The 18,472-nt window shown below is 46.4% G+C and carries 16 protein-coding genes; 8 read left to right on the forward strand and 8 right to left on the reverse strand.

Annotated features, from left to right (window positions below; translation table 11 throughout):
• Window positions 1–2: 2 nt before the first annotated feature.
• Window positions 3–1,598 carry a protein translocase subunit SecD gene (gene secD, locus F461_RS0115675; protein WP_020002109.1) on the reverse strand — a complete coding sequence of 532 codons (1,596 nt, stop codon included), beginning with the start codon at window positions 1,596–1,598 and terminating at the stop codon, window positions 3–5.
• A gap of 118 nt (window positions 1,599–1,716) precedes the next feature.
• A complete protein-coding gene (gene yajC, locus F461_RS0115680; protein WP_020002110.1) occupies window positions 1,717–2,073 on the reverse strand; it encodes a preprotein translocase subunit YajC in 357 nt (118 codons plus the stop codon).
• Window positions 2,074–3,007: 934 nt separating this feature from the next.
• On the opposite strand from yajC, the gene F461_RS0115685 reads away from it, so the two are divergent.
• A complete protein-coding gene (locus F461_RS0115685) occupies window positions 3,008–3,628 on the forward strand; it encodes a hypothetical protein (protein WP_020002111.1) in 621 nt (206 codons plus the stop codon).
• Window positions 3,629–3,870: 242 nt separating this feature from the next.
• Window positions 3,871–4,281: a hypothetical protein gene (locus tag F461_RS0115690; RefSeq protein WP_020002112.1), complete on the forward strand. Its 411-nt coding sequence runs from the start codon at window positions 3,871–3,873 to the stop codon at window positions 4,279–4,281.
• A gap of 168 nt (window positions 4,282–4,449) precedes the next feature.
• Here F461_RS0115690 and F461_RS0115695 read toward each other — a convergent pair whose 3' ends face one another.
• From F461_RS0115695 to F461_RS0115720, 6 genes are all read right to left on the reverse strand, one after another.
• Complete coding sequence (locus F461_RS0115695) at window positions 4,450–5,208, reverse strand: GltB/FmdC/FwdC-like GXGXG domain-containing protein (protein WP_020002113.1); 759 nt, start codon at window positions 5,206–5,208, stop codon at window positions 4,450–4,452.
• A gap of 2 nt (window positions 5,209–5,210) precedes the next feature.
• Entirely contained in the window at window positions 5,211–6,305 is a 1,095-nt protein-coding gene (locus F461_RS0115700) for a class II glutamine amidotransferase (protein ID WP_020002114.1), read from the reverse strand.
• 19 nt (window positions 6,306–6,324) lie between these two features.
• On the reverse strand, window positions 6,325–7,602 hold the full coding sequence (locus tag F461_RS0115705) for an NAD(P)/FAD-dependent oxidoreductase (protein WP_020002115.1): 1,278 nt from the start codon (window positions 7,600–7,602) through the stop codon (window positions 6,325–6,327).
• 16 nt (window positions 7,603–7,618) lie between these two features.
• Window positions 7,619–8,059 (reverse strand): 4Fe-4S dicluster domain-containing protein, encoded by a 441-nt coding sequence (locus F461_RS0115710; RefSeq protein WP_020002116.1) that lies wholly within the window; start codon window positions 8,057–8,059, stop codon window positions 7,619–7,621.
• Between the two features lie 2 nt (window positions 8,060–8,061).
• Complete coding sequence (locus tag F461_RS0115715; RefSeq protein WP_020002117.1) at window positions 8,062–9,585, reverse strand: glutamate synthase-related protein; 1,524 nt, start codon at window positions 9,583–9,585, stop codon at window positions 8,062–8,064.
• Between the two features lie 251 nt (window positions 9,586–9,836).
• Window positions 9,837–10,592 (reverse strand): alpha/beta hydrolase, encoded by a 756-nt coding sequence (locus F461_RS0115720; protein WP_020002118.1) that lies wholly within the window; start codon window positions 10,590–10,592, stop codon window positions 9,837–9,839.
• A gap of 147 nt (window positions 10,593–10,739) precedes the next feature.
• Here F461_RS0115720 and F461_RS0115725 point away from each other — a divergent pair, with 147 nt between their 5' ends.
• The 6 genes from F461_RS0115725 (at window position 10,740) to F461_RS0115750 (ending at window position 18,430) form a co-directional block, all read left to right on the forward strand.
• Window positions 10,740–12,065: an amidohydrolase gene (locus F461_RS0115725; protein WP_020002119.1), complete on the forward strand. Its 1,326-nt coding sequence runs from the start codon at window positions 10,740–10,742 to the stop codon at window positions 12,063–12,065.
• Window positions 12,066–12,355: 290 nt separating this feature from the next.
• Window positions 12,356–12,637, forward strand: a complete 282-nt coding sequence (locus tag F461_RS0115730) for a PxxKW family cysteine-rich protein (RefSeq protein ID WP_020002120.1) — start codon at window positions 12,356–12,358, stop codon at window positions 12,635–12,637.
• Between the two features lie 291 nt (window positions 12,638–12,928).
• Entirely contained in the window at window positions 12,929–14,158 is a 1,230-nt protein-coding gene (locus tag F461_RS0115735) for a M20 family metallo-hydrolase (RefSeq protein WP_020002121.1), read from the forward strand.
• A 71-nt stretch (window positions 14,159–14,229) separates the two neighbouring features.
• The gene (gene mnmG, locus F461_RS0115740) at window positions 14,230–16,110 is read left to right on the forward strand and encodes a tRNA uridine-5-carboxymethylaminomethyl(34) synthesis enzyme MnmG (protein ID WP_020002122.1); all 1,881 of its coding nucleotides are present in this window, start codon (window positions 14,230–14,232) and stop codon (window positions 16,108–16,110) included.
• Between the two features lie 296 nt (window positions 16,111–16,406).
• A complete protein-coding gene (locus F461_RS0115745) occupies window positions 16,407–17,465 on the forward strand; it encodes a hypothetical protein (RefSeq protein ID WP_020002123.1) in 1,059 nt (352 codons plus the stop codon).
• Between the two features lie 128 nt (window positions 17,466–17,593).
• Window positions 17,594–18,430 carry a hemolysin family protein gene (locus F461_RS0115750; RefSeq protein WP_020002124.1) on the forward strand — a complete coding sequence of 279 codons (837 nt, stop codon included), beginning with the start codon at window positions 17,594–17,596 and terminating at the stop codon, window positions 18,428–18,430.
• Window positions 18,431–18,472 lie beyond the last annotated feature (42 nt).

Consider the following 18,472-nt stretch of genomic DNA (forward strand, 5'->3'; position numbering starts at 1 on the left):
CCTTATATGCTGAGCTTTCTGCCCGGCTTACCGTTGATCCAGAGACCAAAGATGATACGTGCGCAGAAGATAGCTGTGAACATTGAAGCCAAGATACCGAGGCTAAGCGTTACCGCAAAACCACGAATTGGGCCTGTGCCGAACTGGTAAAGAATGATTGCCGCAAGCAATGTAGTCACGTTTGCGTCAAAAATTGTCAGAGTAGCACTGGAGAAACCTTGCTCAACGGCTTTGAACGGAGTAAGTCCGCGGCGAACTTCTTCGCGGATACGTTCAAAGATAATAACGTTAGCATCAACAGCCATACCAAGGGTAAGGATGATGCCGGCGATACCGGGTAATGTAAGGGTCGCACCAAATGCAGCAAGACCAGCAACAATGAATATGATGTTCATAAGGAGAACAACGTTAGCAATAACGCCGCTGAAACCGTAGTAGATCATCATAAAGACCATTACGAGCGCGCCACCTACGAGTGTAGCAGTAATACCCTGATCGATAGATTCCTGACCAAGGGATGGCCCTACGGAACGTTCTTCAAGGATTTTAACCGGTGCAGGCAAGGAGCCAGCCCGAAGAACGATAGCAAGATCGTGTGCTTCTTCAGTAGTAAAACTACCGGAAATGGACGCGCGGCCGCCGCGGATTTTTTCCTGAATTACAGGAGCGGAGTACACTTTATCATCAAGAACAATAGCCATACGTTTTTTAACGTTCTGACCGGTAATTTCTTCAAAACGACGTGCGCCACTGCTGTTGAATGTAATCGCAACATACGGCTTGTTGAACTTATCGTACGCAACACGAGCGTCAGAAATAGTGTCGCCTGTAAGAGCTGCACTTGTGTTCACAACAATAAAAGACTCAGAATAGGTGCCGTCAGGGTTGCGATGCATCTGCTTCATAGCTTCTGTGCCCGGAGGAACAATGCCTTTAGCAGCTTTCGCAGGGTCTACCCCTTCACGAACCATTTTAAATTCAAGGTGCGCGGTTTTACCGATAATCTTAATTGCACGCTCGGTATCACTAAGACCAGGGAGCTGTACCTGAATACGGTAGCCCTGCTGCTTACGGATATCCGGCTCGGCAACGCCGAACTGGTCAACACGGTTACGGATAGTTTTTACAGCCTGATCCAAGGTAAGGTCAGACACGTATTTTTTGTATTCCGATGTGTACGTCAGTGTGTAACGAACTTTATTGTTATCAAGAACGGTAGATTCCGCATTTAAGCGGTTAAAGCTTTTCTCGAGCAACGCATCAAGGGCATCTTTCTGTGAAGACTTGAGAAGTACAAACTCAAGCTTATCGTTCTGCACAAGACGCGGCTGTAAAATAAAAATCTTATCTTCGCGTGCTACGGTACGAATATCCTGCCCCATAAGGGAAAGATTATTGGAAAGAGCCTTATCAACATCTACACCAAGAACAAGGTGGACACCACCCTGCAGGTCAAGGCCAAGGCTGACCTTTTCTTCCGGTAAGAACTTTTTGATTGGGGATGTTCCGATCGCCGGAATGCTAGGCAGTGCATATACAACACCAACCATGAGCACAAAAATCGCGACCAGTAATCTCCATCGCAACCCCTCTCTCATTATAACTCCTTGATACTATTCAAACAGCAAAACCCGACACGAGAATCGTTCGGGGACAACAACAGCGTTGTGCTGAACAAGCAGAAAACCGAATAAATCCAGCTTTCTGCTCCATAAATTATTTCTTTTTGCCGTCTTTTGCTTTTTTTGCAGCACCAGCAGAAGGCTTGAGACCGGAGATGTACTGACGACCAACCTGAACGGTAGTGTCGCCAAGATCAACAGAAATGATGTCTTCTTTAATCGCTACGATAGTACCAATAAGACCACCGGCGGTTACAACAGACTGACCTTTCTGAAGGTTATCAAGCAGAGCTTTGTGCTCTTTAGCTCTTTTTTGCTGAGGACGGATGAGAAGGAAGTAAAAGATAACAAACATCAAAGCGAGGGGTACGAAGGCTGCGATAGGGCTGCCTTCCTGACCTGCCTGACCGCCTACTGCGCCCATTGCCCATGCTGCTTCTGGAAAGAACATAAAAACTCCTTAACGGTTATCAAAAAAACGTAATGTCGCACTAAAATATTCTCTGAGTTTGCCATTAAATCAAATGATTATCGATGCACCCTTAAAAAATAATGCGACCCGTAAACATTAATGCCAATTTGGCCTTTGTTTTTACTCGTACAGAGAAAAAGCTATAAACCTGAATCACGTACCTTTTCGTCAGAAAACATGCAAGATTTTTAACTGATAGTGTTTCTAACAAAAGAAAAGAACACGCATTTACAATGCAAGCCAGCTTTAATTTGTACTGTTACCTACACCACAATTGTTACGGTATAGTTTCAACATACCTGCATGCAGTTACTACCTTGTACGCCATACGTACTTAACAGATACCACGCCGCAACCCAACAGGCTTCACCTCGCGATATCGTACTACCTATTATCACACCCGGAAAAACTATGAACTATGCATGAACGCACCATGCTCATGTCGATGAAAAATGCTGCACAGCCTGAAGGAAACTGAAGCCGCCGCGTTGCAGAGCAGAACAAAAACAGCACACTTGGCTCCAAATCTGCATCTACACCCCCAAGACACTCACAAGAGGAAAAAACTTCCACAGCAACCACACAACACACGTTCTAATTCGACAATTATGAATAGTTACAGAGTATAACAAACTAACATTTTACATAGCACCGCTCGATACAATTCCAAACATAACACCGAAGAGGACTCCCCCTGCGACGAATGGACGTAACGCTATCTGACCATTTTCCAGCCACCACACACATAAACATTGAGTGAGGCTTTACCAGCTTGTTGTCCTCAACCAGCCCATCCAACTTTTTTTACGACCTATATAGAAATATAAATAAAAAACGTATTATCTTTAGTTTTTCTTAACTTTTTATTAGATACACCGAAGAGTAAGTAATCACACACCACTGGAGGAAACTTATGGATATTACCGGACTACTCGACCAGACACAGAAATCCATGCAAGACCAAATGAAAGAGATGCTCAAAAAACAACAAGAGTCACTGCTTAAAGAGCAGCAAGGCTCAATTGCAAAAGCATCCCTTTCCGCAACATCTGCCTCTGAACGTCTGGCGGAAATGAAAAAAGAAGACGCATCGTCTGTTTCTAACTTATTCTCAAAGGACGCGGTAACTATGTCCGATGGCGTTGCCGCAATGATGAAACGCCACCAGAGCCAACAAGAATTACAACTAAGCAAACTTGACGGACTAGCAAGTGTTCTTGCAGTCGATGCTGCTAGAAGCGACATGGAAGCTCAGATTCAGGAACGCAGATCTCTTATCGGTCAAGTCTCTGCTGACGCTGGAGTAAAAAGTGTTGAGGAGATAAAACAAGAAGCTGACAACCAAATGGTCGAACAGCAGCACAACATGAGCCAGAAAGAAAGAGCACAGGCAGCAGCTAATGGCGAAACTATCTCAACTGAAGTTTCTGTCAAAACTGGAGCTGCGGTACCTCACGTAAGTACTCCAAAGGTTAGCGCTCCTGACATAAAAATTAAAGCTGTTAAGGCTCCGCATGTAAACATTAAAATTTAACCCCTTGCTGATATCCATCCTATCTGCAGCCGACCCTCACTACTTTGTACATAAAGAAGCCTCCATGCAAATCATGGAGGCTTCTTTATGTATTCACTGTATATACAAAACTGCTGAAACGACCCGCAACATCTTTTGAAAAATAATCAAGTAAAATTAAAATATTATATACAACAGAGCATTACCCTTACAGACACCAAGCCCTAAAGACATCATAACGTCGTTTATCTGGAGCTGATAATATGAACAAATTACTCTTTGCATTTGCTATAGTACTTGCTCTCTGTTGCAACGCTCATGCCGCAAAAATAACACCTGAAACAATTTATACATCATTTAATATGCGGACGATATCCAGCTCACTGGGGAACAATTTAGGCTACTACTGCGCAGACTATCTCTCAGAAATATTTTCACAGGAAACAGTTTCGTTTAATGAGAACACCCTCGTTATAGACAGTAACAAGCGATATCTACGATTTGTCATTGTTGAAGATGATACACTGATGCTTTATGAAAAAATAAAAGGCGGGTCGTACAACGCGCAATCCATAATCACAGTTTCTTACGACAAACAACACCGCGACTTTCGAGGTGACGAAACCTATATCGACATGCCATCTATCTGCAAACCTTACCCGTTGCAAAAATAGCTATACATCTATCCGTGCATCCCAAAAAACAGAAAAGCCCCCATGCCAATCATGGAGGCTTTCCGAATTACGGTAGTTTATCAGTCAAGCTTAGGAGAAATTTCCTCAGTTTGAAGAAACTATCTGAGCCGTATACGTTCTAAGGTATGCAGATAATTATCTGATAACCTAGTTTGTTCCCACATACATGTTACCGTATGGACGATGGGAAAACGGCGTTATTTTTTTAAACTCACCCTGCATTACTTCTTCCACATCCTTATCGAATGCTTCAGCCCAGTCTACGACATGGGAACGAATGAAGGTAGCGTCTTCTTCATTAATAGCTTCGAGCTGTAAACCAGGCCCAAGCTGGTATTCTGGAACAGTACCACGAATGTAAATAACACCCGCGTGCATTCCGGTACCAAGGCTTCTGCCGGTGATCGGTGCGCTTTCATCCATGGTAGAATCCATACCGAGAAGGATAATTGCTCCGCCCGCCATGTATTCACCAAGGAAGTCACCAGCTTTACCGCCAGCTACGATTACAGGCTTTTTGTCCATGTACGACTTCATGTGGATACCTACACGGTAGCCTACGTCCTGTTTTATAAGGATACGGCCGCCACGCATTGCATAGCCGAGAACATCGCCAGCCATACCGTTGATCTGGATTTCTCCGTCATCCATGGTATTGCCTACGCCGTCCTGTGCATTGCCTTCTACGCGGATAGTTGCACCGCGCATGAACATTGCAAGATCCTGTCCCGGAACACCGTGAATAAGAAAGTGAACAGGGCTTTTGATGGAGTTGCCAATGTATCGCTGACCGCAGATATTTTCTAACTCAATCTCAGTTGCACCGTTGCGCACAGCTTCACGAATTTGCTCGTTCAATTGTCGATAGTACACGCCTTTGGCGTCGATGGTACACTTTTTAGCCATGCCTAGACCTCCAACTTCACAATCACCGGCTCGCCGGCTTTTGGTGCCCATACTCTGTCGAGATCTCGACAAACTTCACGGATGGAGCTCTCTTCACTGGACATAAATACCATATCGTCCTTTTCACCGATAACGAGCGGACGAAGCTTAACGCGGTCGTTAAGTCCCATCATGCCTTCGCTGTCGGTTACGAGGATTGCAAACGGGCCGTTGAGCATCGCCGGGCCGTAGACCATACGCAACGCTTCGTACGCTTCGCGCTGTTCTTCCGGCATACGCTCAATTTCATCCCAGAATGGCGGAGCAAAAACTTTACATGCCATTTCGTGGGAAAGACCGTGCTTACGAATAAGAAGGTCAATCAAGTATGCAACAACTTCAGTATCCGTCATCATGTTACATTCATAATCATGCTGACACAGGTAGCGTCTGTTAATACCGTAGGAGGAAATCTCTCCGTTATGAACAATCGCCCAGTCTAACAGGGTAAACGGATGTGCTCCGCCCCACCAGCCCGGAGTGTTAGTCGGGAAACGGTTATGACCAGTCCACATATAGCCGCTGTATTCATCTAATTTAAAGAAGTCAGCGATGTCTTCCGGATACCCGACACCCTTGAATGCTCCCATGTTTTTGCCACTGGAGAATACAAAAGCACCCTGCACTCTGTTGTTAATGTGCATAACGATGTTTACCACGTAATCATCTTCGCTCAGATCCTGCCACTTTGGACGATCAACCTTAGGAGAAAGGAAGTAGCGCCACATAAGTGGAGATTCTTTAATGGCTAGCACCTTACGGGTAGGAATCGGCTCAGAAATCTTAATATCAAAGTACATTTTGATGATCTCTTCAGCGCGGTCAAGGCCTGCCTGATCATCACACATAAGGTGGAAGGCATACAAATCTGCATGCTCAGGATAAATACCATATGCAGCAAAACCACCACCAAGGCCGTTACCGCGGTCGTGCATAGTGCACATTGCGTCAATCGGCATAGTACCCGGTATCAGTTTTTTCTTTTTATCAAGTACCCCAAAGACACCACAACCTGAGATGTCTTTATCAAAATGCCAAAAATCATTGGGAGCTTTCATACTATATCTCCAAAGCCCTCTACTCAGCAGCAGGGGTCCACTTTGTGTCAAATTCTTCTTCCGGCCAGAGCAATGCAGACGGTTGGCCTGCAATAAGCTCTTCCTTCACGTCCGGAGTTATATCCAGACCGAAGCGAACGAAGCCGGTGTATAACCCTGCAAAATCGACCTCTCCCACAAGCACATAGCCTATCAGCTTTTCATCACGGAAAATCAGTTTACGATATGTTCCGTTTTCTTCGTCAAGTTCGGCAAAAACTTCACAAGGCTCGTCTTCCGCCGGATTTACATGACCAAGAGATGCTGTAGGCAGCCCGTAGAAAGAAATTGCGTTCATCGGTAAGCCACCAGGGTGCGGAGATGCATTCTCACTCGCCATATTAAGGCCAGCATGATAGCCCTGACTGAATGCGTTAGGCCAGATTGGTGTAACTCTGGCTTCCTGTGCAATCATATCCGGTGCTTCAGCAACATCACCTGCGGCATACACACCGTCTGCGCTGGAACACATATTGTCATCAACTTTGATGCCTCTGTTCACAGCAATTCCGGCCTCTTTAGCAAGAGCAAGACTTGGCACAACACCAATGGCAACAACGACAGCTTCACAAGCCAGCTTCTGGCCATTGGCAAGACGTACGCCAATAACATCGCCCTGCTCAGTACGCAGAATTTCTTCCACTGTGGTACCGCAACGGATTGCAATACCCTTTTCTTCGAGCCTTTTTGCTACAAGGTTGCCAGCCACATCGTCGAATGCTGCGGAAAGCACACGGCTTCCAAGTTCGACAATAGCAGTGGAAAGACCGTTGTAACGCAGTGCTTCTGCAGCTTTAAGCCCAATAAGACCACCACCGATAACCACAACTCTGTGAATCTTTTTCGAAAGATCAAGCAGCATATGAGCGTGATTCAACGTAGTAAAGTTGTATACTCCGCTGCCTTCAATGCCTTTAAGTGGAGGCATAAAAGGTACACCGCCTGTTGCCAGTAAGAGCTGAGTATATTCAATCTGCTCTCCGGCTTCAGTGGTAATAATCTTCGCTTCGTTATCAATGGCAGCTACACGGGTGTTGAGCTTAACTTCAACATTGTTCTTTTCGTAGAATTCATCAGGCCGAAGACGTACTCTTTCAAGACCGATTTTTCCTGCAAGAAAATATGAAATCAGCGGACGTCCATATGTTGGAGTATCTTCTTCGCTTACTACGAGAATCGGAGTTGTTGTATCAACCTTACGAATCCCTTCGATAGCGCCGACAGAGGCAACACCGTTTCCAACTATTACATACGACATGGGCGAGCTCCTGCTATCAGCGAGATTCGTAAACAAGTGCGCCGTTAGGACAGGCTTCCACGCATGCTGGCATGTCGCGGCCTTCGCACAGGTCACATTTAATAATCTTACCCTTAGTAACATTGCGGCGAACCGCACCGTAAGGGCACGCCATCAGACATGACCAGCAGCCGACACACTGTTCTTCATTATAACAAGTGCGGCCTGTTTCCTGATCTTTGTATAACGCGCCGGATATACAGGCGGATACACAAGATGGGTTGTCACAATGACGACAACTGAGGGCTACAGAGATCTGCCCTTTGTCATATACGGCCTTGCAAGGCTGTAAGCCTGTTGCCACCTCTTCTTTAGCGGCAATAACAACATCCTTACTGGCAGAATGTACGGTTAGGCAGGCAACTTCACAAATGTGGCAGCCGATACAGACATCTTTATTCGGATAAACTCTACGCATATCTACCGTCCTGCGTGTTTAACGCCGAGAATGTCCAGCTCAGTTTTATTAAGACCAAGTCCACGCAGCTTATCGCGGTTACCACGCAAGCTTTCAATGGAGTTAAGTCCCATACCGCCGAGCATTTCCTGAATCTCGTGTCCCCATGCGCGGATGAGGTTAGCAAGACGCTTAGCAGCAACTTCAGGATTCTGACGTTTTTTAAGACGTGCTTCGTTGGTAGCAATACCCCAAGGACATTTACCTGTGTAGCAACGTCCACAAAGAGTACAGCCAACAGAAACCAAGGCAGCAGTCGCGATGTAAACAGCATCCGCACCAAGTGCAATTGCTTTAATAGCATCCGCAGAACAGCGTACACCACCGGCAACAACCAGAGATGCGTGGTTACGAATCCCCTCGTCACGCAAACGGTCATCAACCGCAGCAAGAGCAAGTTCCATCGGAATGCCTACGTTATCGCGGATCATGGTAGGTGCAGCACCTGTACCACCTCTGAAGCCGTCAATAACAACAATATCTGCACCTGCGCGTACAATACCGGAAGCAATCGCCGGAGCATTATGTACAGCAGCAATCTTTACAGACACTGGGACCTTATATTCTGTTGATTCCTTAATTGCGTAGATAAGCTGAAGCAAATCTTCAATAGAATAAATATCGTGGTGTGGTGCAGGAGAAATTGCATCTGAACCGACCGGACACATACGGGTTTTGGAAACCTCTTCGTCGATCTTTTCACCCGGTAAGTGGCCGCCGATACCCGGCTTAGCACCCTGACCGATCTTAATTTCTACAGCACGACCAGCATTCAAATAATCTGTGTGTACACCAAAGCGGCCTGATGCAACCTGTACGATGGTATTGTCTCCATACTTGTACAGATCAGGGTGCAAACCACCCTCACCGGTATTATAAGCAATACCAAGCTCAGTTGCTGCCATTGCCATTGCCTTATGCAGGTTCAAGTTAATTGAACCGAAGGACATAGCGGAGAACATAAGCGGGTAATTAAGCTTAAGCTGCGGTGCCATTTTGGTAATAAGTTTCGGCCCGTGAGGGGTTTCCTCAAAGCTCACTTTATCAGGCTTAGCGCCCAGGAAAGTGGTCAGTTCCATTGGCTCGCGAAGCGGGTCAATAGACGGGTTGGTTACCTGACTGGCATCAAGTTGAAGGTTGTCCCAGTAGATCGGCTTTTTGGCAGGAGATCCCATGCCGGAAAGCAAAATACCACCAGTATCGCCCTGCTTGTACACGTGCTTCATGTAAGTAGGAGTCCAAAGAGCATTGTCTCTGAAATCTGCCGGATTTTTCTTAATAGTAAGGCAACCGGTAGGACAGAATGCTTCACAACGATGACAGCCTACACATTTAGTGTTGTCATGGCTTACGCACTGACGAGCATCATCCCAGTAATGGGCTTCATACGAACACTGACGCACACAAACTTCGCAATTGATACAGCGATCTTTATCACGATCGATAACAAAGTCGTTAAAATTCTGGCTTATTGGCTTAAACAGCAAAATATCTCTCCTCGTACACAAGGCGCCCGAGCGCGTCATTCGTATTTTTTTCTGAGCAAAATCTCCAACAGGAGCCGGCTACCACTAGCTGGCAGCTGCCGTTGATTATATTTACAAAAAAAGTCTCAAATTTGTCAAGATTGTAATTTTTAGTTTTTATATTTATTATTTTTACGCTATTATCACCAATTAAACTAATATGTTACGGTGCGTTTATACAAAATTGTCATAAAGAATATTACTTCATAATATTACATTTTTGTAGAAACTTGCTCTTTCACAAAACCTCGCACCAGCTCTACCACCCTCTTGGAAGTTTCAATATGTGTCGTAACCACGTGATGTCCTGTAACTTTTTCTTCTATCCGTAACAATTTTACCGTCACTTCCTTCGAAGACACACTTTTTGCGATTAAAAAAATATTTCCTAAAGGAACACTCTTGTCTGTAGGGGCTTGTATCGCTAATATCGGGGCATTAATCGCAGTTATCTCACCACGCACTTTTTTTGCCCCTTTCATAAGCTCATGCAATTGCTGCATACTTACAAATTCGTCATAACCCACCCACGGGGAAATCCGTAAGTGCTCATCATCGCGTCTCCGTAAAGGGAAAACAGGCTTAAAATTCTTCACGATCGGTGTAAAAGGAATACGCCAGTCTTTCATCTGCCACGGAAAAAACGAATACAGGTACAACGGGGCCGCCAGCGAGACCACACCTGCAACAGGATACTTTGAAGCTAAGTGTAACGCCAATGTCCCCCCCATGGAAAGACCTATCACGAAAACTGCATCAACTTTCGCTGCCAGCTCCTGATACTCCTTTTCCGCGGCCCATTCCCAATCTGTCCAGCCCGTCGTCTGGAAATCTTCAAACGACGTTCCATGACCGGGTAACATTATATTACGAACCTCGTACCCCTCTGACTCCAATGGTGCCACCAACGGCTCCATCTCGAACGGACTCCCTGTCCACCCGTGAATCAACAAGCAGCCTACTTTCATACGTTATCCTTTTATTGAATCTCTTTTCTTTCTGTTGTCTCAAACGGAGCTTATCAAAAATCAACCAACCTGCCTGACTTGTTTAACTAGTAACAATACACTACAGTGTCGCACTCACAATATAGGATGCTAATAAGGAGTTTTTGAATGCAGTCTTGTGACACATTACTATTCGCAGAGATTATCGTCACTCAAGACGAGTCCCGTTCCATCATACACAACGGCGGCGTTGCTGTTTCCCAAGGCAGGATTGTGTGTATAGACACGGCAGATGCCGTGCGTTCACAGTACGCTTCCAAGAACGTTATGGAACTAAAAAACTCCTTGCTTATGCCGGGTCTTATCAATAGCCACACACACGCTGCAATGACGTTGCTGCGCGGCGTTGCTGACGATTTGCCGCTTATGGACTGGCTCAACAACCACATTTTCCCTGTAGAGCAAAATTTAACTGCGGAAAAGGTAGAACTGGGTGCATTGCTGGCATGTGCAGAAATGACACGGTACGGCACTACCTCCTTCTGTGATATGTATCTTATTGAAGATGCAACATATAAAGCTGTAGATCAATCGGGATTACGCGTCCTTGGCGGCGAGGGATTGTTTGTATTCCCGTCCCCTGCGTATCCGGACTTTACTACGGGTATAAAACTTGTACGAGACATGGACGCAAAATGGCGCAGCAAGCCGCTTATCCGCCAAGCTGTAATGCCCCATGCAGTGTACACCACTACACCGGAAATTCTTACAACTTGCAGAGAAGTTGCTGAAGAACTTGATCTGCCGATCCATATTCATCTTGCAGAAACTCCTGCCGAAACCAAAGCCTGCATAGACAGCTTTGGCAAACGCCCTGTGGAGTATGTGCACAGCTTAGGATTACTGAGCAACCGCACGACGATAGCCCATGCAGTTGACCTTACAGACGATGAAATTTCCTTGCTTGCAGAAACCGGCACCAGCGTTGCGCACAACCCTGAAAGCAACATGAAGCTGGCCTCCGGCATCGCTTCAATTGAAAAGATGCTCGCTAAGGGCGTCAATGTATCCTTAGGAACAGACGGCGCTGCTTCAAACAACGCCCTGAACATGTTTACTGAAATGGCTTCATGCGCGTTTCTGCAAAAAGTTCAGCTTCTTGATCCTACTGCGGCAACTGCCCAGACAGTGCTGGATATGGCGACCCGCAACGGTGCACGCAGCATGGGACAGACAGATATCGGTTCTCTTGCAGTGGGCAATCAGGCAGATATAATTGCAATTGACCTCACACAGCCTAATCTGCTGCCGATGCATAATCCAGTTTCCCATCTGGTGTATGCTTCAAACGGAGCCGAGGTTCACATGTCTATGGTGGCGGGTGAAGTCCTGTATCAGGACGGCAAATATTTAAAAATTGACTACCCTGCCCTAATTGATGCTGCAAAAGATGTTGCTAAATGGGTACAAAAGAAGATACAGAAGCGCAGCTAACTGATTGAAACAACTCCGCACATTGCGGCCTTATTTCGAAAGAGACAAAGCAGTGCATACCATAACCATGCTTTTACATTGTCTTTTTTGTATATTTTGCGCTTAAAAAACTTGTTTCAATTTTTGCAGAAAATACGTGTGGTACACGTCATAAGTGTAAGGCCTTGTGCGTTATCAACACATATTGACGATTTGTTTTTTAGTTGACTTTTTGTCAAAAAAATATAATTGGACATCGCTTCAAAGATAATATGCGCGCGTAGCCCGCGCGACCTCAGGAGGAAATTAATATGAGTGCTAAAGCTGTAAGCTTCGCCGATGCAAAAATGACTGAAGAAGGCATGCTCTTTAACGGGTTTGTATGCCAGCCAGTGGTCGAACAGTGTCAGGGCTGCGAGCGCACCGATGAGTTCGAAGGCCAGACCTACTGTAAAAGTTACGCACAGCCAGAAGCCAAATGGGCTCTTGGTGCATGCAACTTCGCTACCCACGTTAAAGCAACCGTGGATAAGTCTGGTGAAGTAAAACTTAACCCACTTAAAGCTTCCAAACGTGCCGCTCGCGGTCGTTAATCAGCTATATTTTGGTTAGAGAGGGGGAAGGTTGGCTTACAACCTTCCCTTTTTCTTTTTCAGGAAGAAAGAACTCAGCGCAATGACGCGTTGCTTCTAAAAATTCCAACTCACATGTAGGCAGCTACACCCCGAGCTGAAATTTTTCACGCTTCGCCGTCTCCCCATTTTTCATCAGGTTCAAAGACTTGCTGAAGATACGCCTTTTGCACTCAATTCTTTCTTCCTGAAAATGTATTGTCAGGCAAGTTAACCAACGTATCCACCCCGATTCTCTGACGGAGAACTTCCATGAGCGAACAACTTCTCGAATTTCTTGATGACCAGCATGATCTCGTAATTGAACTACAAAAAGAGATGACCGCGCGGCCTGCACTTTGCCCTTCCAGTGGCGGACAGGGCGAGAAAGACAAGGCTGACTACCTTCTCGACTGGCTTAAGGTAAACAACATTACAGATGTTGAGGAAATGCGCGCTCCGGATTCCCGCGTTGATTGCGGCTACCGCCCGACAATTATCGCACGTATTCCGGGTAAATCCGAAAAAACTCTCTGGATCATCGGCCACACCGACGTTGTACCGACCGGCGACCATGATCTGTGGGAAAGCGACCCTTGGACACTGCGCGTAGACGGCGACTACATTTACGGCCGTGGCGTGGAAGATAACCAGCAGGCTATCGTTTCCGGCCTTCTCGTTGCAAAGGGTCTGGTAGATACCAACATGACGCCGGAATACACCCTCGGCCTCATCCTTACTGCTGACGAAGAGACCGGCAGCAAGTTCGGTCTTGAGTACGTCCTGAAAGAGCGTCCTGAAATCTTCAAAAAAGACGACCTGATCATGGTTCCAGATATCGGCGATGCTGACGGAACCATGATTGAAGTTGCTGAAAAGTCCATCTTTTGGCAAAAAATTTCCGTAATCGGTAAGCAGTGCCACGGTTCTACACCGGCAGAAGGAGTCAACTCCCTCGAGGCTGCATCCGCTTTCATTCTCAAGATTAAGAAATTGCACGAAATCTTCGATCGCGTCGACAACCTCTTCGATCCTCCGATTTCCACTTTCACACCGACCAAAAAAGAAGCAAACGTACCAAACATCAACACCGTACCGGGTCTTGATGTATTCTACGTAGATTGCCGCATCCTTCCGGGGTACGATCTGGATGATGTCCGCAAAGAAATGAAAAAGATCGGCGACGAAGTAATCGCTGAATACGGCGTGCAAATCACCTATGAAGAAGATCAGGCGAACCAGTCCACTGCACAGACTCCTATAGACTGCGAAGTGGTAACTCTGCTCGACCGTGCGATTAAGAAAGTTTACAATGTAACTCCACAGCCGAAAGGTGTTGGCGGCGGCACCGTAGCAGCACACCTGCGCGAAGAAGGGCTTCCGGTAGCATGCTGGAGCAAGCTCGTACCGAACCCGCACGTGCCTAACGAAAAAAGCCGTATCTCATGCAACATCGGTGATGCCAAAGTTATCGCCGCCATGCTGTTTGATACAACTAAATAAGTACGTTTTATTTTGCCTCCGGCGGCTGTAGTCGCCGGAGGCATATGCAGTAGAAATTACGAAGAAAAAATATGATAAAAACACCCCCTCCAGCTATTTTTGATGTCATTGTTGTAGGCGCAGGTCACGCCGGTGCCGAGGCTGCCATGGCAGCCAGCAACCTTGGAATGACCACGTTATTGCTGACGATCAACTTGGATCACATTGGCGCGCTTTCTTGCAATCCGGCTATTGGCGGCCTTGCTAAAGGTCACATGGTTCGTGAGATCGACGCACTTGGCGGCATGATGGGGGTCTGGGCAGACCAGTCCGGCATTCAGTTCCGCACACTGAACACCAGTAAAGGCCCTGCCGTACATGCAACCCGTGCACAGATTGACCGCGAAGAGTACATGCGCGTTGTTAAACGCGACGTGTTTGCACAGGAAAATTTATGGATATGGCAGGATACAGCACATACCCTACTGACTGAAAACGGACGATGCACCGGTGTCCGTACCCAGCTGGGACAAGAGTTTGCTGCTAAGACTGTTATCATTACTACAGGAACATTCATGCGCGGTCTTATCCATGTCGGCCTGAACAACTTTTCCGGAGGGCGTCTTGGAGATCCGGCAAACAGCGGATTGTCAGAATCCCTGAAGGACGTCGGTCTGGAACTTGGCCGTCTGAAAACAGGTACTGTTCCGCGCATTCTGAAAGACAGCATCGATTTTTCTGCGATGGAAGTGCAGCACGGTGACACCCCGCCGCCTCCGTTCAGCTTCCGAACAAAAGAAATTCCTCTGCCGCAGCTGCCTTGTTACCAGACTTGGACGAACGAAAAGACACACGAAATCATCAGAACAGGTTTCGACCGCTCCCCGTTGTTTACGGGTGTAATTGACGGAACCGGCGCGCGCTACTGTCCTTCTATTGAAGATAAGATTGCGCGTTTCCCTGAAAAAATCCGACACCATATTTTTATAGAACCTGAAGGATTACACAGTCCTGAATGCTATCCGAACGGTATTTCTACCAGCTTGCCTCTGGATATTCAAAAAGCAATGCTCAAGACTGTTCCGGGTCTGGAGAACGCTCAGATTATCCGTCCGGGCTACGCTATTGAGTATGACTACGCGAACCCGACCCAGTTACGCCCGACGTTGGAAACCAAAGTACTGCCGGGTCTGTACCTTGCAGGTCAGGTTAACGGCACATCAGGCTACGAAGAAGCTGCGGCACAAGGTCTGTGGGCAGCAATTAACGCATTCTGCGCACTTACAGGACGCGCCCCGTTCATTCTTGGTCGCGATCAGGCATACATCGGCGTTCTTATTGATGACCTTGTCACCAAGGGCACTAACGAGCCGTACCGCATGTTTACCTCCCGCGCGGAACACCGCCTGCTGCTGAGAGAAAGTAACGCTGACATGCGCCTTACCGAAATCGGCCGCGAAATCGGTCTGGTAAAAGATGACCAGTGGGTAATGTTCGACGCAAAACGCACGGCACTGTCTACCCTTCTTGATGAACTGGAAGAACGACGCATTAAACCTGACTCAAAAATTCGTGCTATTTTTGATAGCCTCGGTGAAGCACATCCTGTTAAAAGCCTTACACTCGCGGAAGTACTGCGTCGTCCTGCATTAACTATTGACGACTTGAAACTATTCTGGCCTGAAATTACAGATTTCCAAGAAGATGCGAAGATGGAAGCACAGGTTGTTGTTAAGTATGCGGGGTACCTGAAGCGCCAAAGCGAGCTTGTTCAACGTTTCAGCCGTATGGAAAGCGTTCCTCTTCCTCAAGACCTCGACTACACCGAGGTTGCGGGACTCACCCGCGAGGTAGAGGAAAAACTTGCAGCCGTGCAGCCGCTCAACCTTGGGCAGGCGTCACGTATTTCAGGGGTTACCCCGGCAGCAATTTCCTGTCTGGAAATTCACTTGAAGAAGCTTGGTAAAATTTAGTTTCTCAGTAAAAAAAACAGCTGCCGTCTCCGGTAGCTGTTTTTTTTACTCTTTTTTTGTCCGACACACAAAATACGTAGGACAGGCACTGCACTTCATGGGAGAGCATTCTATTTTGGCGTCATTCTTGCTTAAAAAAATATATTTCCGCCTTTGACATGCAGTGTTTAATCCAGCTGTTGTGCCATTTTTTACATGCACAACAAACCTGTTCACTTTATTATATTTTCAGTATATTTTTTTAAACCTGCATCAACATCATTTTATGTTTAACAGTACAAAAAGCAGAGTATTACGTGCACGACTTCATATTCAGCGCCTCTACCTCAAGTAATAACTTCTTTTCCCAGATCGGAAAGAGCTTTTCTGCATCGTCTTTTCGCACAGAAACAGCTCTTTTTACTGTCTATGCTTTGCTTTTAATCGTTGCCATACTGATTGCTGTCATCATATTTATGTGGTTCAAAAACCGCAAAAACAATAAATATATCCCGCAGGACTGGGTATTACACCCTTCCCATATTGCTAACACATTGCGCATAGCACGCGATGAACACGAAAAATTTGAAGTACAGTTCCATTCTAACGGCGAAAAGCGACGCTCCACATCCTGCCTGCTGACAGATGTATCCAAAGATGTGCTTACTATTGAATGCAGCGGACTTACCAACTTGCAAAGCTCCTGGGTAGGGAAAGACGTGGACTGCTACTTCCAAGTGCACAAAGTAAGCACTGGCAGCACGTTTTTCATGTTCACCACACAAATCCTAGGCGTTCGAGGCTACGCAAACGGCACTGCAATACTCACGTTGCAGACTCCTGTTAAGCTGGAACAACGACAGAAGCGCGCATCATTACGTATTTCGCCGCCGCAACAGTATATTATGGGACTTGCTGCATGGATCGCACCTGATGGAATTTCCACCAAAGGGACATTGGATATCCGCCAATGGGGACGCCCTGTATTAACGTATCTTCCTGAAAAAAGTTCCCAGATTATATTGGATAACATTTCCGCAGGGGGCACCAAAGTCCGTATTCCGCGAGCTGAAATGCGCAAATGCGATTTAGATTTTAAAATCGGCGATAAGCTTTTTCTGCTGATTGACCTATGGGATCCTGACACAGGTCAGCGTGTCCGCTACTGGTTACTATGCAGAGTTCAGAATCCTTTTATCGACTTTGTAACGCATGACGCTGAACTTGGCCTGCAATTCCTTTTCACCGCGCAACCTGACAAAAAAAATACAGCAGAACTGCGCTGGATCGAAGAGCCAATCGGCACAGGACTGGACAGTATAGGTAACTGGGTAATGCGCAGACATCTGGAACTGTACCGCGAAAAAGGTATTTAAGCACCGCAGGCAGACACGCAAAACGAACAAGTGTGTATCCAATGCTTGCACTACACTAAACTCATCGGTACAGTAATATCTTATGTATTGTACCCCATTTTATAATAACCTTAAAAAGGAGACCCACCTTGGACGGAGGTTCTGAGAGTCGATTGTGGAACGTACTTGGAAATCTCTTCAGTAAAACGACAGAAGAGGACGTTGAAAAAGCCATTATCGATGCCCGTGAGGAAGGCGAGCTTGAAGCCGAAGAAGGTTCAATGCTCCTCAATGTACTCTCACTTGACGAAACTCAGGTCCATGAGATTATGGTTCCTCGAACAGACATAGTCTGCACAGAGACAACCACATCCACTGGCGACCTTGTTAAACTCATTGTTGAATCTGGACACTCGCGAATCCCACTATACGAAGAAAACAGGGACAATATTGTCGGTCTTATCTACGCAAAAGACCTGCTTATTCACCTGCACGACCCAACCCTGCGTGATTCTCCGCTTGTAAGCTTTATGCGTAAGCCGTTTTTTGTTCCGGAAACCAAAATAGTAACAGATCTGTTACAGGAATTCCGCACAAGAAAACAGCATATCGCCATTGCTGTAGACGAATACGGTGGCACTTCCGGCCTTATTACCATTGAAGACATTCTCGAAGAGATTGTCGGCGAAATTGAGGACGAATACGACACTCCGAAGCTTGAAGATATTCGCTCCACAGACGATGGGAACTACATCATTACAGGTCGTGCAGCCCTTGAAGATGTCAGTGAAGAACTTTCTATCACGCTGGAATCTGAACAGGTGGAAACACTTGGTGGATACCTAAGTGAACTGGCGGGTCATGTTCCACAATCCGGTGAGACGTTCCACGTTTCCGGCTTTGATTTCACTATTGAGGATGCAGACGCCAAACAAATTCGACTTATAAAGGCTGCGAAACCTGAAGACGCACCCCAAAAACAATAAGTTCTTTATCTAAAAAAACGACATACACCCTGCTTTTGCAGG

The sequence above is a fragment of the Halodesulfovibrio aestuarii DSM 17919 = ATCC 29578 genome (genome assembly GCF_000384815.1).
Classification (GTDB): Bacteria; Desulfobacterota; Desulfovibrionia; order Desulfovibrionales; family Desulfovibrionaceae; genus Halodesulfovibrio; species Halodesulfovibrio aestuarii.

Bases quoted from the DNA above. Each gene is read 5' to 3' on its own strand.
- secD (WP_020002109.1), bottom strand. From the start codon at position 1,598: ATGAGAGAGGGGTTGCGATGGAGATTACTGGTCGCGATTTTTGTGCTC.
- F461_RS0115710 (WP_020002116.1), bottom strand. From the start codon at position 8,059: ATGCGTAGAGTTTATCCGAATAAAGATGTCTGTATCGGCTGCCACATT.
- F461_RS0115700 (WP_020002114.1), bottom strand. From the start codon at position 6,305: ATGAAAGCTCCCAATGATTTTTGGCATTTTGATAAAGACATCTCAGGT.
- F461_RS0115695 (WP_020002113.1), bottom strand. From the start codon at position 5,208: ATGGCTAAAAAGTGTACCATCGACGCCAAAGGCGTGTACTATCGACAA.
- F461_RS0115735 (WP_020002121.1), top strand. From the start codon at position 12,929: ATGAGCGAACAACTTCTCGAATTTCTTGATGACCAGCATGATCTCGTA.
- mnmG (WP_020002122.1), top strand. From the start codon at position 14,230: ATGATAAAAACACCCCCTCCAGCTATTTTTGATGTCATTGTTGTAGGC.
- F461_RS0115730 (WP_020002120.1), top strand. From the start codon at position 12,356: ATGAGTGCTAAAGCTGTAAGCTTCGCCGATGCAAAAATGACTGAAGAA.
- yajC (WP_020002110.1), bottom strand. From the start codon at position 2,073: ATGTTCTTTCCAGAAGCAGCATGGGCAATGGGCGCAGTAGGCGGTCAG.
- F461_RS0115685 (WP_020002111.1), top strand. From the start codon at position 3,008: ATGGATATTACCGGACTACTCGACCAGACACAGAAATCCATGCAAGAC.
- F461_RS0115720 (WP_020002118.1), bottom strand. From the start codon at position 10,592: ATGAAAGTAGGCTGCTTGTTGATTCACGGGTGGACAGGGAGTCCGTTC.
- F461_RS0115690 (WP_020002112.1), top strand. From the start codon at position 3,871: ATGAACAAATTACTCTTTGCATTTGCTATAGTACTTGCTCTCTGTTGC.
- F461_RS0115705 (WP_020002115.1), bottom strand. From the start codon at position 7,602: ATGTCGTATGTAATAGTTGGAAACGGTGTTGCCTCTGTCGGCGCTATC.
- F461_RS0115725 (WP_020002119.1), top strand. From the start codon at position 10,740: ATGCAGTCTTGTGACACATTACTATTCGCAGAGATTATCGTCACTCAA.